13 protein-coding genes are annotated in these 14,892 nt (G+C 61.5%); 7 read left to right on the forward strand and 6 right to left on the reverse strand.

The features are described from left to right. Nucleotides 1–2: 2 nt before the first annotated feature. Both HCZ23_RS05325 and HCZ23_RS05330 read right to left on the reverse strand, forming a co-directional pair. Nucleotides 3–887 carry an FAD:protein FMN transferase gene (locus HCZ23_RS05325; protein ID WP_167600661.1) on the reverse strand — a complete coding sequence of 295 codons (885 nt, stop codon included), beginning with the start codon at nt 885–887 and terminating at the stop codon, nt 3–5. Continuing rightward, a complete protein-coding gene (locus tag HCZ23_RS05330; RefSeq protein ID WP_167600662.1) occupies nt 884–2,980 on the reverse strand; it encodes a 4Fe-4S binding protein in 2,097 nt (698 codons plus the stop codon). Before HCZ23_RS05330 ends, HCZ23_RS05325 begins: the two co-directional genes overlap by 4 nt. A 98-nt stretch (nt 2,981–3,078) precedes the next feature. Here HCZ23_RS05330 and HCZ23_RS05335 point away from each other — a divergent pair, with 98 nt between their 5' ends. Further along, nucleotides 3,079–3,885 (forward strand): ABC transporter permease, encoded by an 807-nt coding sequence (locus tag HCZ23_RS05335; protein WP_167600663.1) that lies wholly within the window; start codon nt 3,079–3,081, stop codon nt 3,883–3,885. Here HCZ23_RS05335 and HCZ23_RS05340 read toward each other — a convergent pair. From HCZ23_RS05340 to HCZ23_RS05355, 4 genes are all read right to left on the reverse strand, one after another. Further along, the gene (locus HCZ23_RS05340) at nt 3,860–6,082 is read right to left on the reverse strand and encodes a PAS-domain containing protein (RefSeq protein WP_167600664.1); all 2,223 of its coding nucleotides are present in this window, start codon (nt 6,080–6,082) and stop codon (nt 3,860–3,862) included. The two genes, HCZ23_RS05335 and HCZ23_RS05340, sit on opposite strands and share 26 nt — an antisense overlap. Next, nucleotides 6,079–7,359 carry an FIST N-terminal domain-containing protein gene (locus tag HCZ23_RS05345; protein WP_167600665.1) on the reverse strand — a complete coding sequence of 427 codons (1,281 nt, stop codon included), beginning with the start codon at nt 7,357–7,359 and terminating at the stop codon, nt 6,079–6,081. The genes HCZ23_RS05340 and HCZ23_RS05345 overlap by 4 nt, the downstream gene beginning before the upstream one ends. A 32-nt stretch (nt 7,360–7,391) precedes the next feature. Continuing rightward, nucleotides 7,392–8,087 (reverse strand): response regulator transcription factor, encoded by a 696-nt coding sequence (locus tag HCZ23_RS05350; protein ID WP_167600666.1) that lies wholly within the window; start codon nt 8,085–8,087, stop codon nt 7,392–7,394. A gap of 141 nt (nt 8,088–8,228) precedes the next feature. Continuing rightward, nucleotides 8,229–9,146 carry a LysR family transcriptional regulator gene (locus tag HCZ23_RS05355; RefSeq protein WP_167600667.1) on the reverse strand — a complete coding sequence of 306 codons (918 nt, stop codon included), beginning with the start codon at nt 9,144–9,146 and terminating at the stop codon, nt 8,229–8,231. A gap of 307 nt (nt 9,147–9,453) precedes the next feature. On the opposite strand from HCZ23_RS05355, the gene HCZ23_RS05360 reads away from it, so the two are divergent. The 6 genes from HCZ23_RS05360 to torT all read left to right on the forward strand — a co-directional run bounded on the left by HCZ23_RS05360 (nt 9,454) and on the right by torT (nt 14,877). Further along, complete coding sequence (locus HCZ23_RS05360) at nt 9,454–10,233, forward strand: 5-oxoprolinase subunit PxpA (RefSeq protein WP_167600668.1); 780 nt, start codon at nt 9,454–9,456, stop codon at nt 10,231–10,233. A gap of 29 nt (nt 10,234–10,262) precedes the next feature. Continuing rightward, nucleotides 10,263–10,496: an acetyl-CoA carboxylase gene (locus tag HCZ23_RS05365; protein WP_167600669.1), complete on the forward strand. Its 234-nt coding sequence runs from the start codon at nt 10,263–10,265 to the stop codon at nt 10,494–10,496. Nucleotide 10,497: 1 nt separating this feature from the next. Continuing rightward, on the forward strand, nt 10,498–11,874 hold the full coding sequence (locus HCZ23_RS05370; RefSeq protein WP_167600670.1) for an acetyl-CoA carboxylase biotin carboxylase subunit: 1,377 nt from the start codon (nt 10,498–10,500) through the stop codon (nt 11,872–11,874). Further along, nucleotides 11,871–12,746 carry an allophanate hydrolase subunit 1 gene (locus HCZ23_RS05375; RefSeq protein ID WP_167600671.1) on the forward strand — a complete coding sequence of 292 codons (876 nt, stop codon included), beginning with the start codon at nt 11,871–11,873 and terminating at the stop codon, nt 12,744–12,746. Before HCZ23_RS05370 ends, HCZ23_RS05375 begins: the two co-directional genes overlap by 4 nt. Continuing rightward, nucleotides 12,736–13,707, forward strand: a complete 972-nt coding sequence (locus tag HCZ23_RS05380; protein WP_167600672.1) for a biotin-dependent carboxyltransferase family protein — start codon at nt 12,736–12,738, stop codon at nt 13,705–13,707. The genes HCZ23_RS05375 and HCZ23_RS05380 overlap by 11 nt, the downstream gene beginning before the upstream one ends. A gap of 105 nt (nt 13,708–13,812) precedes the next feature. Further along, on the forward strand, nt 13,813–14,877 hold the full coding sequence (torT, locus tag HCZ23_RS05385) for a TMAO reductase system periplasmic protein TorT (protein WP_167600673.1): 1,065 nt from the start codon (nt 13,813–13,815) through the stop codon (nt 14,875–14,877). Nucleotides 14,878–14,892 lie beyond the last annotated feature (15 nt).

Genomic DNA, 14,892 nt, shown 5'->3' on the forward strand with positions numbered 1-14,892 from the left:
GATCACAGCGAGCTCAGATTGCCCGCGACATCGACCAAATAGACCCGAGACAGGCCGAGCTTTTGCTTGGCCGTCTCTATGTCTGAGCGCGACATCAGGCAAAAGGCCGTCGAGGCCGCATCCGCCAGCGCCGCCTTACCGGCACCTTTTGCGACCACGGTCACGGTCGACCACATGGGCACCCCGCCTTTGGGGTGCAAGATATGGGTCTCGCCGCCCACCGTCATCGCCGTTGGGCTGGAAGTGGCCATCGCCCCCGCGCTCAGGTGAAGCGCGCCCAGACGTCCGGCTTGGGGGTCTTCGAGACCAAGCCGGAACGGCCCGCCCAATGCCGCAAATTCCCCCATATTGATCAGCGCCTCACTGTACCCGCGCGCCACCAGAAGGGCTGCGATCCGATCCGTCGCATAGCCCTGCGCAATGCCGTTGAAGCTAAGCTTTTGCCCTTCGCCCAGCTTGACGCGATCAGCCTCAAGCATGACCCGATCCAGACCGATCAGATCCTGCGCTGCCAGGACATCTTCACCCTGAGCCAAAGCCTCCCAGAGCGGTTGAATCGTCGGATCGAAGAGACCGCCCGTCGCGGCGTGAACCCGGTGTGACAGCTGCAAAATCTCGCGCATCTCCGGTGACAGAGTCCCCTTCCCACGCGCATTGAGGCGCGACAAATCGGAGGCCGGATCATAAAGCGAAAAGCGCCGCTCCAAGGCACGGATTTGCGCAATCACCGCTTGCAAATCCGCCTCGACCAGCCCGCGCGGTCCACGCAGATCGAGCGAAACCTCCGCGCCGAAGGCATGGCCCCTCCAACGTTCCGTTGTGGCCCATGCGGGTGTTGCCAAAGCACAGGCTGAAAGCGTGACAAACCGACGTCGAGAAAGTCTCATGCGGCACGCTCCTGAGGTTTGCCCTGACGTTTCGCCGCCAAGATCAGAGGCACGCATTGGGTCGGATCGTCATGGATTTTGACGCAATCAAGACATTGGAAACATTCATCATATTGGATTTCTCCGGTCTTCTTGATCGCCCCGTAGCGGCATTTGACACGGCAGAGCTGGCACGGGCTGCCACACTCTTTGCGGCGCGCGATCCAGTCGCGGCCCCGGAGCACCCCGCCAATCGCCATGACAGCGCCCAAGGGGCAGACATAGCGGCAGAAGCCTTTGAAAAAGACCACACTCGTGGCCAAGAGGAACAGCGCATAGGCCACATAATACCATTCACGCTGGAAATAGACTGTGACAGCGGTTTTGAACGGCTCGATCTCGGCGGCTTTTTCGGCGTGGTCCGGGGCCACGAAAGCCACCGCGATCAACCCCGCCAGCGCGACGTATTTGCCTTTCTTGAGCCGTCGATCCCAGAGCGGCGACGCCTCGCGTTGGCGCAGCCCCAAAGCCTTGCCGAGATGGTGCAACAGCTCCTGCATCGCGCCAAACGGACAAAGCCAACCACAAAACAGCCCCCGCCCCCAAAGCACAAAGCCGAGGAGGCTCACCGCCCAGATCATCAGAGAAAACGGGTCATACAACAGCACCGAGAGACTGCCGTCCCCGATGGCGGCGCGCAGCACGGCGAGCACAGTGACGATTGAAAGCTGCCCCTGTCCCCACCAGCCGATAAATCCGATGACAACGCAAAGGATACCAAGCCGCAGCGCGGTGAAATGCCGAAGCGCGGCGAAGCGATGCATCAAGGGGCCGACAAGCACCAAAAGCGTGGTCAGGAACAGCGCCAGAGCAATCAGATCGGCCTTGCGATTGAACGCCGCCTCAAGCCAGCCGGGCAGCGGTTTATGCACCTCGGGCACGCTGTAAAACCGCTCCGGTGCGCTATAAGCGAGGTCGAAATGTGCGTCGCCGATCTCTGGTTGGAACATGCCGTGTTCACGCACCGCCTGCACCCGCAGCACCCACTCCGAGATCGGATCGAACCCTAGACGCCGATCGGCACGCAGGATCATCGCGGTCTCAGGTTCGGGCACATCGGTGGCCAGTTCGACCCAGATGTCGGCATCGCGCAGCGCCACGGGAAAGCCGCCCTGCTCCGCAGACAGCCGATCCGGCGCGGTGTTGCGCACGAAGTCTTCCGACACCAAGCCGTGCCGTCCGTAGTCCATGACCAACAGAGGCTCGGCCTCCGGCGAGACCGCGAGAAACCGCTGTACCTCATCGAAAGTGCCCGGGGACAGGACCGCCCGCGCCACCGACGGCGCACCGATGTCGACGAGCCAAAGATCGAGGTAGCGGCCCTCCGGGTCCGCCTGCGCCTCCTGGTCATCATGGGCCCAAATCGTACCGGCAAAACCAGCATCCAGCTCAGCGTTGGTGACGAAGAGGCGCCGCGCGATGCCTTGGTCCACGAGATCGGCCCAGCTCAGCGCCTCATTGACGTCCGCATCGGGGCGCGCGGGCGTGGATGTCGCCAGCCCCTGCATCTTGTCGCGGGCCACGATCAGCGTGGCAGCAAGGATACTTTCATGCGCGATTCGCACGCTGGCCGTGGCCTTCGTGACGCCGTCGAGATAGACCAGATCGGACCCGCCGCCGCCAGCGCCATAAGGCACGCCGACGACGAGGCTTTGGGTGATCGAGAGGCCAGGATACTGCGCCAGAAACTCGCGAAACGGCGCTTCGCCAAGACCCGACACAAAGACCGGCTCATATTGCGACAGCAAGCGCACATCGATAAAGACGCCAGATTTATCCAAAAGAACCAAGGCGTTGATCGGCTTACCTGAGAAGCCTGGCAAAGGCGCAAGAGGGCCGGTTTCGAAGACATAGCCCACTTCGGCGCCGCCGGAATTCAAAAGCTGATAGACGCCCCGCTCGTCGATGCCTTCGCCCAAGGCGTAGGGCGGGACAATCAATTTCGCGATCTCGTCGCGCGGCAAAGGCTCCGGCCCGGCGGCGGCGACCGACAGGGGAAAGGTGATGAGCACGATCCAAATCAGCGCCCGGAATGAGACAATGAGCCTGCGCATCTGGTCACGCTAACAATGCCCGCGCGCGCGGCGAATACGACCAAAGTCCAGCACGCCCTGCGACCCCGCCCGCGCTACAGTCAGGGCCGGAGGAGTTCATGCAAAAGACGCGGAGATATTCGGCAGGCTATACCGCCCTTTCCTTGGGCGGACTGGTTGCGCTCTGGGCCTTTGCGGCCTGGGTGAAAGCCGACCCGGAGATCCTGCCGTCGCCCATGGCAGTCATGGTGGTTTTGGTCGATCTGATCGCCAAGGGCACGCTCTGGCCGCAGATGCAGGCGACGCTCACCCGTGTGATCCTGTCCTTCACGGCGGCCATGGTGCTTGGCACCGCCCTTGGGATTTTGCTTGGCCTGTCGCCGCGTCTCAATCGCCTGTTTGACCCTTGGGTGACGGTGTTTCTGAACCTGCCCGCGCTGGTGGTCATCGTGCTCTGTTATCTCTGGATCGGTCTCAACGAGGTGGCCGCGATCACCGCCGTCACACTCAACAAACTGGCGCAGGTGACGGTGACGCTGCGCGATGGAACGGCTGCGCGGGATCGGCGGCTCGACGAGATGGCGGGCCTCTACCGGATGCCCCGCGCGCGCTACCTGCGCCACGTCGTGTTGCCGCAGCTTGCGCCCTATCTCGCCATTGCAGGGAGGAACGGCTTGGCGATGATCTGGAAGATCGTGCTTGTCGTTGAATTTCTAGGCCGTTCCAATGGGATAGGCTTCAAAATTCATCTGCATTTTCAAAACTTCCAAACTGCCTATGTGCTGGCCTATGCGCTGAGTTTCGTGGCCGTGATGCTGGTGATCGAGATCGCGGTGATCCAGCCCTGGGAACGTGCTGCGGCTCGGTGGCGGGGCGACACGGCGAGCGATGCACGCGCCCTCACGCCTCGTCCTGCGGCGCCATGACAAAGCGTTCTAGGTCCTGCGGCGCGATAGGTTTGTAGAGGATTTTGACGCCAGCGCCGGAGCTGTGCTGCACCACCTCAGGGGAGCGGTTCGCCGTCACCAGACGTGCCGGAATGGGACCGTAGAGACCTCGCATCTGGCGGATCACCTCGATGCCGTCGATGCCCTCGCCAAGCTGATAATCGACCAGCATGAGATCGGGCACCACATCCAACTCCGCAACGAGAGACAGAGCCTCTTCGCCGCTTTCCACCGCCACCACCGCAAGCCCCCATTTTTCGAGCAAAAGCGTCATGGCGCGGCGCACATCGGCGTCGTTTTCCACCAAAAGCGCGATCAGTCCAAAGGCCTGATCCGGCTCTGTGGCTGGCGTTTGGAACGTGCTGATCGTCTGCGCCGCCACATGGCGCGTCACGGCAAGATCAATGCCGAACACTGTGCCCTTGCCCAGCGCGCTATGCAGATGGATCGGATGGCCCAGCTGCGCACAGGCCCGGTCCACGATGGCCAGCCCGAGCCCCATGCCGACAGAGGCCGAAGCCGAAGTGCCAAGCCTATGAAATTCCTGAAAAATCGCCTGTTGCGAGGCTTCGGGAATGCCGGGGCCGGTGTCGCGCACCTCAAGGCGCACACGCCCGTTCGGCTTGTGCCGCGCGCCGACAAGCACCCGGCCCTCCTCGGTGTAGCGGATCGCGTTGGACATCAGGTTCTGCAAAATCCGCCTGAGGTACGTCGGGTCGCTTTCGACGATCTTATCGGTGCGCACAACGCGCAGGTCGATGCCCTTGGCGCGCGCGGCGGGCAGGTATTCTTCGCGCAATTGCATCAGCATCGGCGCCAAGGGCACCGGCATGATGTCGAGCGCCTTGCGCCCGGCCTCCAATTTGGAAATATCGAGCAGCGCGGAGAGGATGTTTTCCACACTGGCGAGCGCGTTTTGCGCCTTGGCAAGGGTTTCACGCGCCAGCGGGCTTGTCACATCGTCCTCGGCGGAGGCGACAAACAGCTTGGCGGCGGACAGGGGCTGCAACAGGTCGTGACTGGCGGCGGCGACAAAGCGCGAGCGCGCGGCATTGGCGCGTTCCGCCCGGCCCAGCGCATCCTCAAGATCGAGCGTCCGGCTCATCACCCGCGCCTCGAGCGTCTCGTTGGCGCGCGTGAGGTCCTCCACCGCCTGACGCTCGGCCGTCACATCGGTGACGGACATCACGAAGCCGCCATCCGGCAGGTCTTCGGCCGAGACCACCAGCACGCGGTTGTCGACATGTTTGAGCTCGAAGGTCAGCGGCACACGCGGCGCCTGACCGTAGACCCACGAGAGCAAGGCCTCGGGCGTCATTCCGTCGTTCAGGGTCAAAGCCGTTTCGGCGCGCTGATACATGGTGTCGAACCGCGCGCCGATCCGCATATGCGACATCGGCAGGCCCATGAGATAGCCGAGACGTTGGTTAAAACCCGCGAGCCGCGCGTCCTTGTCAAAGATGCAGACACCCAGAGAGACATGCTCCAAGGTGGCGTGGATCATCTGGGCCTGATCGTCGAGCATCCGCCCGCGGGTTTCGCGTTCGGCATGCACCAGATCGGAGACGTCGGTTTGCAGGATCACCGTGCCGTCGTCCCGGGTGCGATGTTCGGAAATCTGGACCCAGCGGTCACCCTCGACATGGATGTTGAACACCACATGGCGGTCCTTGTGCCGCTCGACCCGGCGCTCGGCCCAGGCATAGGCGGTGTCCGTTTCGGTCAGATCGAGATGTTTGGACCGGCCGACCAATTCGGCATAATTCGAAAAGCTGATCCCCTCATGAAGCGCAGCGCGCACATCCGGCAAAAAGCTCGCGAAGCGCGAATTGTACATCACCAGCACGTCGTCTGAATCGAACAGCGCAAAACCGTCCTGCACCGTCTCGATGGCATTGGCGAGGTTGCGCCGCGCGGTGTCGAGATCGCGGTTGGCCTCGGCCAGACGCGCGTTCGACACATTGAGCAGATCGAGCGCATATTCCAGATCGACGGTGCGCTGCCGGACCTGTTCCTCGAACATGGCGGCGCGCTGAAACTGGGCATAGGCGGCGCTGTGCTCGTTCGAGCGCTGTTCCGTCTGGCTCATCAGCACATCGACGATCTTCAACAGTTTTTCCCGCGACCGCTCGGGGCTATCGGCGGGGTTCAGGACAAAATCGGACGGGCGGGTCATTTTGGCGCCCCCTCTGCGGGCGTGGCCCCGGAACAGGCGGTCAGATCCCCCTCGCTCATCTCCGTGCCCGGCGGATAGATCGCGACGCCGGTGAAAGTCTGGTTGACATGGATCGCGCCGATCTGTTCGCCGTAGGTGGAAAACCCGCGCACCTTGTGTTTTCGCAACAGCGCGGACACTTCGGCCTTCCTTTGGGTCTGTTCGGCCTCGACGCGACGAAAGATGCAGTCAAAGGCCAGAACCATCTCAGGTGCTGCGGGCCGCGCCAGCGTGTCGAGCGTCCGGGTCAGATGGCCCACCATGTCCTTGGGTTCCGCCAAGGTCAGCACCAACCCCTGATCGATCGCAGCAAAGAACGACATATCGCCATTGGGCTCCACCGCTTTGATCGCGCGCACATGGTGTTTGCCGCCGACCTGCACCACCACCGGGTTCGCCGCGAAGACCTGGTCGTTCAAAGCCGCCGGGTCCTGACCTATGAGACGCGCATATTCCGTTGCGGCAGGTTCGGCGTTGATCTCCTTGACGACACGCGTGTCGGGTTCGGCCTCGGTCACGACCATGCGTTTTTCGGTGACCTGAAAATGATCGCAGGAAAACACCCGCACCGGGCAATGGGTGCGGAAAAACGTCAGCATGGCGGCGTTTTCGGTGATCTGGCGGCCATTGAGCAGAAAGGTTTCCTTGAACCGCACCCCGTCGCCCGCCGAGCCGCCGAACAGAGGCACCGGCCCCAGCCCCGAAGACAGCGCCGCAGTCAAAGCGTCTTCCCGCTCCGACAGCCCATCGACCAGAAGCATGGCGAATTCATGCTCGAAATGCGGGTAACGTTGCGCCAGAATTTGCCGCGCGCGGATCAAGCCGCTCATCAGGTCCTGCGACAGGCAGGTCTTGAGCTCGGGCACGAGGATCGTCTCCACCCCGAAATGTTCGACCGGAAAGCCGACCGCGAGGATTTTATCCTCGTCATAGCCCTCCGCCGTCAATTCACCCGCCGTCGAACAGCCCATCACCCGGCCCCAGGGCACCTCGGCCTTGATCTGGCGCGCCAGAGCCACGCGGTCCACACTTGGTGCGATGAACATCAGGACGATGGAAAACGGGCCTTTGCCGAGCTTTTGCACCAGCTTGCGGATGGCATCGGGGTCCTGCGCCTCGACCTCGGCCGAGCGCACCACGGGGGCATCGTCCCCGAATCTCGGTCCAGAGCCTGTGCCAAAGCCTGAGCCAAAGTGCGCGCCAAGGCCCGCAGCGAACGCAGCGTTCTGTTGTCTCATGATGTCCTCCCTCAGGTGAGGGTGACGCAAACTCAGGTGTCAGGCAAGAGGCTGTTGAAATTGGCTTCCTGCGCGATGAGCACCGCCTGGGTGCGGCTTTGCACGCCCAGCTTGCGCATGATCGCGGTCACATGCGCCTTGACCGTGGTCTCGGCGATGGACAGCTCATAGGCGATTTGCTTGTTCATCTGCCCTTCGCAGATCAGCTGCAAAATCCGCGCCTGTTGTTTCGTCAGATGCGACAGGCGAATGAGCGCCTCCTCGCCGGAACTGAGCGGCATATTGGCATCGCTCTCGGAAAACGCGCCCTCGGGGGCGTAAATCTCGCCATTGGCGATATGCTCAAAGGCCTTGCGGAACACGTCACGCGGCGAATGTTTCGGCACAAAGCCCGCCGCCCCCACACGAATGGCCGAGCGCACCACGCGCGGCTCCGCCATCGACGACACGATCACCACCGGCGTGCGCGGGCAAAGCTTGATCAACCGCACAAGACCATCGAGGCCGTTCACATCGGGGAGGTTCAGATCGAGCAGGATCACATCCGGCTCAAGTCCCCCATCGAGCACAGACAAAGCCTCTTCGAGCGCGCCTGCGGTCTGCACCCGCTCGATGCCCAGCCCCGCTTTCAAGGTCATCGACAAGGCATCGCAAAACAGCGGGTGGTCGTCGATGATCAATGCGTTTTGCAGGGCGCCTTCGACGCGGATGGAGGGCTTATCGTTCATCGGAAAACCATTTTTCACCTGTTTCTGTCTTACCCTAACAGAGACGAGGATCGCCCGACATTGCCGAAAAGTCTATATTTCCTTGTCGGCGTTTTCTGGTTCAATGGCCGCGGTTTTAAAACCTGCGCCTCTCATCTGCGCTCATGACCGATAGCCCAAAGGCCCCATCTGCGGCGCCTGGAACACCTCGCTGAAATAGTCAAAGAACATCCGCGTCGCCTCGCTCCACTCCTGCCCCTTGCGCCAGGCCAGACCAACGTCCATCGACGGGATGTCGCGATCCACCACCACCGTGCCGATCCGCCGCCCCTCAAGCGACCAGGGCCTGTAGACCATATCGGAGAGGATCGTCACGCCCTGCCCGTTGGCGACCATAGAGCGCACCGCTTCGGTCGAAGAAGTCCTCAGCTTGACCTTCGGCACCAACCCCGTCGGCCCCCAGTATTTCATCGAGGTATGCGCCGCCTCATCGACCGTCAGCATGATGTAATCCTCCTCGGCGATCTCCTCGAAATGCGCCTGACCTTTGATTTGCAGCGGGTGGTTTTGCGGCACCCACAGCCTGCGCGGTGAACGCAACAGGGTTTGCGTGTCCAATTCGGGGCTTTGCGTGTTCGAGGTCAAAAGCACCGCCATATCGAAGCGATTGGTGATCAACCCCTCTTCGATGCTCTCACGGTTCAACTCGCTGAGACGAATGTCGAGTTTGGGGAACCTGTGCTTGAGCCGGTCGAGGTGGAAGGGCAGGAAATATCCGATCACCGTATAGGTCGCGGCAATGTTGATCGTGCCTTCGATCTCCGAATGCCCCTGCACCACATTGCGTGCCATTTCGACCTTTTCCATGATCTCGCGCGCCGCCCCCAAAAGCTCGCGCCCCGGCGGCGTCAGTTCCATGCCATGTGCGGTGCGGACGAACAGGATGGCATCGAGATCCTGCTCCAACTCGCGCACGGCGGTGGTGATCGAACTTTGCGAAATCCTGAGCTCGCTGGCGGCGCGGCTGACCTGACCGAGCTCGGCGGTGGCGATGAAATATTTCAACTGACGCAGATTCATGGTGCTGTCCCTGTTCGGAGTCTCCGATAACCATCGGCGGTTTATTCCGAAACATCCTGTCGCAGGAGCGCGGAAACGTAAATTTCGAATTTGTAGATATGCATTATCTTTAAATCAGAACAACTTTCAGGCGACTTCGTTTCAATTTCGCCCATTTTTGCGCCAAATCCCTATTTTGAGCGATTTCCAGATGATCTCTTTGCCGCTCTTTCATTCTGATTTTTCGATAATGCAAAAACAATATTTTGAATTTTACAACAGGAAGATTTTTTTCAGAGGATGGGTCCAAAGAAATTAAGGACCGAACATGCGAAAGATCATCGATTTGAATTGCGACATGGGAGAGGGCTTCGGGCATTGGGTTCTGAGCGACGCCCCCGATGAAGAGCTGATGGCTCTGATCTCCTCGGCCAATATCGCGGCCGGGTTTCATGCCGGCGATCCGAACTCCATGGATCGGGTGATCAAACTGGCGCAGACCTACGGCGTCGGCCTCGGCGCGCATCCCGGCTACCGCGATCTTCAGGGCTTTGGCCGCCGCTACATCAAGACCACGCCCGAAGAGCTGGTCAATGACATCATCTATCAGGTCGGCGCGGTGCGCGAATTCGGGCGTCGTCACGGCATTCGCCTTCAGCACGTCAAACCCCACGGCGCGCTCTACATGGAGGCCGCCGTCAACGAAGACCTGTCGCGCCACATGATCGAAAGTCTGGCGGCGATCAGCGGCGATCTCTTGATCTTTTGCATGGGAACCTCGAAAACCTACGACGTCGCCAAACGTTTGGGCCAGCCGGTGATCCGGGAATTCTACGCCGACCGCGACTATGGCGACGACGGGTCCATCGTCTTCACCCGCCGCGTGTCGCGGCCCGATCCCGAAGAGATCGCCCAGAAATGTTTGCGTGCCTGCGTCGAAGGCAAGGTGACCACCGTCACCGGCAAAGATATCGACATCGCGTTCGAGTCCATCTGTTTCCATTCCGACACCCCCGGCGCGGTTGAGATCGGGCGCGCCATTCGCGCCGCTCTCACCGAGAACGGGATCAACATCGCACCGGCCTCCGCCGTGCTCGAGACCGCGTGAAGCGGTCCAAACAACAGGGAAACCACATCATGAGCGACATCCAGTCCCCCCTCCCCGGCACTTTTTACCACAAGCCCTCCCCCGAAGAGCCGCCCTTCAAGGCGCCCGGGGATGCGGTGGCCGTCGGCGACCAGATCGGCCTGATCGAAGTGATGAAAACCTTCATCGCAGTGACCGCAGACATCGCGGGCACCTTCAAAGGCTACAGCGTCGACGACGCCACCCCCGTCACCGCAGGCGCCGTCTTGGCGGAGCTTGACTGACATGGCGATTGAAAGACTGTTCATCGCCAACCGTGGGGAGATCGCCGTGCGCGTGGTGAAAGCCGCGAAAGCCCTCGGCATCCACACGATTCAGGCACATTCCGAAGCGGACACGGAGATGTTGGCCGTCAAACTTGCCGATGAGGCCATCTGCGTCGGCCCCGCGCCCTCGAAAGACAGCTACCTCAACATCCCGGCCATTCTGGAAGCCGCAAAAGCCACCAAGGCGGACGCGATCCATCCGGGCTACGGCTTTCTCTCCGAAAGCCCGGCCTTCGCCCGCGCCGTCGAAGAGGCCGGTCTGATTTTCGTCGGCCCCTCCGCCGACACGATCGAGCGCATGGGTGACAAGGTGGCGGCGCGTCAGGCCGCCGAGGCCGCTGGCGTGCCGGTCGTCCCCGGCTCCGACGGGCGCATTGATGTCTCAGAGGCGGTATCTGTCGCCGAGAAGATCGGCTATCCGGTGATGATCAAAGCCGCCGCAGGCGGCGGTGGGCGCGGCATCCGCATCGCGAAAGACGAAGCCGAGCTGAAAACGCTGGCCCCACAAGCCAAGGCCGAAGCCGAAGCCGCCTTTGGCGACGGGGGGCTTTATATCGAACGTGCGATCCTCTCGCCGCGCCATATCGAGGTGCAAATTCTGGGCGATGGCGAGACGGCCGTGCATTGCTATGAGCGCGAATGCTCGCTGCAACGCCGTCGTCAGAAGGTTTGGGAAGAAGCAGGCGCGATGTGCCTCGACGACGAGACCCGCGAAAGCCTCTGCGCCTCCGCCGTGGCCCTGGCCAAAGCGGTGAACTATCGCGGCGCAGGGACGCTTGAGTATCTCTATGATGAGGCGGCGAATGAGTTTTACTTCATCGAGATGAACACCCGCATTCAGGTCGAACACCCCGTGACCGAAATGGTCACCGGCGTCGATCTTGTCGCCGAAATGATCAAGGTCTGCGGTGGTGCGAAACTGTCGATGACCCAAAATGAGATCAAAAAGACCGGCCACGCCATCGAGGTGCGCCTCTGTGCCGAGGACCCGTTCCTGAATTTCATGCCTTGGCCCGGTGTCGTGGCCACGCTCAAGGAACCGACCGGCGACGGCGTGCGCTTTGATCACTTCCTCTCCGAGGGCTATCAAATCCCGCCCTTCTACGACTCTTTGCTGGGCAAGGTCATCGTCCATGCCGAGACCCGCGAGGCCACCATCGACAAGCTGGTGGAGGCGCTCGAAAGCATGGAGATCGGCGGCACGAAAACCACCGCGCCGCTGCACCTGGCCCTGGCCGCCGACCCGGAGGTGCGCAAAGGCGTCTTCCACACCCAATGGCTCGAGCCCTGGCTTGAGGCCGGAAACCTGTCCGCAACCAAAGGAGACGCCGCATGAAAACGCGTTACACATATGGCGGGGACGAACATATCTATGTCGAGATCGACGATGAAATGTCGCTGGACGCCTTCTTTATCGCGCTCTCTCTCTCGAACATGGTGCGCGAGGCGAATATTCCCGGCGTGACCGAGATCCTGCCCGCCAATGCCTCTTTCGAAGTGCGGTTCGACCCCGACGTGATCGCGCCGGATGCGATGATGGACAAGATCAAAGCCTTCGAACATCAGGCCGAAGCGCAGGAAAAACGCCTCGACACCCGGATCATCGAAATCCCTGTCTATTACGAGGACCCCTGGACTCACGAGACCCTGATGCGGTTCCGCGAACGCCACCAAGACCCGACGGGAAGCGATCTCGATTATGCCGCGCGGATCAACGGCTATGATACGGTCGCCGATTTCATCGAGGCGCATCACAGCCAGCCGTGGTTCGTCTCGATGGTGGGCTTCGTCTCCGGCCTGCCGTTTCTCTACCAACTCGTCGAGCGCGACAAACAGCTCGAAGTGCCGAAATACCTGCGCCCCCGCACCGACACGCCGAAGCTGACGGTGGGCTATGGTGGCTGTTTCTCCTGCATCTATTCCGTGCGCGGCGCGGGCGGCTATCAGATGTTCGGCATCACGCCGATGCCGATCTTCGATCCGGAGCAAAAGATCAGCTATCTCAAAGACTTCATGGTCTTCTTTAAACCCGGCGACATCGTGAAATGGAAACCCATTGATCGCGCCGAATACGACCGCATTACCGAGGCGGTCGAGGATGGCACCTACACGCCGCGCATCGCCGAGGTCGCCTTTGATCTCGATGCATTCAACGACGACATGACCGGCTTTAACGCCAAGCTGATGGAGGCCCTCAATGACGCTTGAGATCATCAAACCCGGGCTTGCAACGACCATTCAGGACCTTGGCCGCCCCGGCTATTTCCACCTCGGCATTCCCGAAGGCGGCGCGATGGATCGCCTTGCGTTTCGGGCCGCGAATATGCTCGTCGGCAATGACGAAGGGGCCGCGGGATTGGAAGCCGTGTTCATGGGGCCGGAGATCAAATTCGGCGCCGAGATGAGCGTGGCCGTGACAGGCGCAGAGATGCCCATGTTCCTTGATGGTGAGCCGCGCGAGACATGGACCTCCTTCACCGTGAAACCCGGTCAGGTGCTGTCCTTCGGTTTTCTGAAAACCGGCGCGCGCATTTATATCGCGGTCTCCGGCGGCATCGACACACCCCCGGCACTTGGCTCGCGCTCGACCTATCCGATTGGCGCGCTGGGTGGCTTTGAAGGCCGCGCCATTGCCGCAGGCGATGTGATCCCTGTCGGCGACGGGTCGGTGGTGGCGGAGGGACGCGTGGTCCCCGACGCGCTCCGCCGCCGCCCCGGCTCTCCGGCCGAATTGCGCGTCCTGACCGGGCTTTATTGGCACCGCCTGACGGAAAAGAGCCAAAAGGCCTTCTTTGACGACGATTGGGGGGTCGCGCCCGAGGCCGACCGTATGGGCTACCGCTTCCGTGGCGGTCAGCCGATGGAATTCGTCGACCGTCCGCAGCCCTTCGGCGCAGGTTCCGATCCGTCGAACATCGTCGATGGCTGTTATTCCTATGGCTCCATTCAGGTGCCCGGCGGGCTTGAACCCATCGTGTTGCACCGCGATGCCGTCTCAGGCGGCGGGTATTTCACCCTCGGCGCGGTGATCTCCGCCGATATGGACCTGATCGGTCAGTTGCAACCCAACACGCCGGTCAAATTCAAACGCGTCGAGATGGATGAGGCGTTGGCCGCACGCGCGGACCGCAAAGCCATGATTTCAGAAATTCGTCAGTCCCTCTCCTGAGGGGCCGACGTCCTCCCGGGGCTTCGGCCCCACCTCGAAAGCCAGACCACAATAACAAGCGGCATAAAGCCGCCTTCCCTGATGAACCAACAAGGAGTCAGATCCATGAAACTCGCCCTGATGACAGGCGTGGCGCTTGCCGCGCTGGCCACCGCTCCCGGCTTTGCCGAAGACTGGTATCCCTATGAGGCCGAAGAGGTGACCCCCGCCTTCTCGACCGACGGCACCACCAGCGCCGTGACTTACACGCCGCTTGAGAAAGCCGATGCGGCCTATGACATCTGCGTGTCCTTCCCGCATATGAAAGACGCCTATTGGCTGGGTGTCGATTATGGCGTCGCAGAAGAAGCCAAGCGCCTCGGTGTCAAGATGAACCTCGTCGAGGCGGGCGGGTACACCGAGCTTGCCAAACAGGTAAGCCAGATCGAGGATTGCGTCGCAGCCGGCGCCGACGCGGTGATCATCGGCGCGATTTCTTACGATGGCTTGAACAACGTGATCAAAGAGACCGCCGCCAAGGGCATCCCGGTGATCGATGTGATCAACGGCGTCTCCTCGCCCGACATCTCCGCCAAATCTCTCGTGTCCTTCTACACGATGGGCTTTGAGACCGGCAAATATCTGGCCGAGAAACACCCGGCGGGCAGCGATCCGGCGAAAGTCGGCTGGTTCCCCGGTCCGGCCGGCGCCGGTTGGGTCGAGGCCGCGAACTCCGGGTTCCTGGAGGCTGTCAAAGGCTCCGCCGTCGAGGTTCTGGAACCGCGCTACGGCGACACCGGCAAGGAAGCCCAGCTCAAACTGGTCGAAGACGTGCTGCAATCCGACCCGGATGTGAGCTACCTCGCGGGCACCGCCGTCACCGCCGAAGCCGCACAGGGTCTGTTGCGCGAACGCGGTCTGACGGATGAGATCGGCCTTTTGGCCTTTTACATGACCCCCGGCGTCTACACTGGCATTCAACGCGGCATGATCGCGGCAGCACCGGCGGATTCCATGGTCATTCAGGGCCGGATCGCGATGGACCAAGCCGTGCGGATCATCGAAGGCAAGGACTACGTCAAACACGTCGGGCCGAAGATCTTTGTCGTCGACAGCGACACCATCGGCGATCTGTCCCGCGATGCGATCTTGCCGCCGGAAGGCTTCCGTCCCGTCTTCTCCGTCGAGTGATCGCCTGATCCCTCT

The sequence above is a fragment of the Celeribacter sp. HF31 genome (genome assembly GCF_011806455.1).
In the GTDB taxonomy this organism is placed as follows: domain Bacteria; phylum Pseudomonadota; class Alphaproteobacteria; order Rhodobacterales; family Rhodobacteraceae; genus Celeribacter.

Coding starts and splice junctions, on each gene's coding strand:
- HCZ23_RS05325 (WP_167600661.1), bottom strand. CDS start 887: ATGAGACTTTCTCGACGTCGGTTTGTCACGCTTTCAGCCTGTGCTTTG.
- HCZ23_RS05330 (WP_167600662.1), bottom strand. CDS start 2,980: ATGCGCAGGCTCATTGTCTCATTCCGGGCGCTGATTTGGATCGTGCTC.
- HCZ23_RS05335 (WP_167600663.1), top strand. CDS start 3,079: ATGCAAAAGACGCGGAGATATTCGGCAGGCTATACCGCCCTTTCCTTG.
- HCZ23_RS05340 (WP_167600664.1), bottom strand. CDS start 6,082: ATGACCCGCCCGTCCGATTTTGTCCTGAACCCCGCCGATAGCCCCGAG.
- HCZ23_RS05345 (WP_167600665.1), bottom strand. CDS start 7,359: ATGAGACAACAGAACGCTGCGTTCGCTGCGGGCCTTGGCGCGCACTTT.
- HCZ23_RS05350 (WP_167600666.1), bottom strand. CDS start 8,087: ATGAACGATAAGCCCTCCATCCGCGTCGAAGGCGCCCTGCAAAACGCA.
- HCZ23_RS05355 (WP_167600667.1), bottom strand. CDS start 9,146: ATGAATCTGCGTCAGTTGAAATATTTCATCGCCACCGCCGAGCTCGGT.
- HCZ23_RS05360 (WP_167600668.1), top strand. CDS start 9,454: ATGCGAAAGATCATCGATTTGAATTGCGACATGGGAGAGGGCTTCGGG.
- HCZ23_RS05365 (WP_167600669.1), top strand. CDS start 10,263: ATGAGCGACATCCAGTCCCCCCTCCCCGGCACTTTTTACCACAAGCCC.
- HCZ23_RS05370 (WP_167600670.1), top strand. CDS start 10,498: ATGGCGATTGAAAGACTGTTCATCGCCAACCGTGGGGAGATCGCCGTG.
- HCZ23_RS05375 (WP_167600671.1), top strand. CDS start 11,871: ATGAAAACGCGTTACACATATGGCGGGGACGAACATATCTATGTCGAG.
- HCZ23_RS05380 (WP_167600672.1), top strand. CDS start 12,736: ATGACGCTTGAGATCATCAAACCCGGGCTTGCAACGACCATTCAGGAC.
- torT (WP_167600673.1), top strand. CDS start 13,813: ATGAAACTCGCCCTGATGACAGGCGTGGCGCTTGCCGCGCTGGCCACC.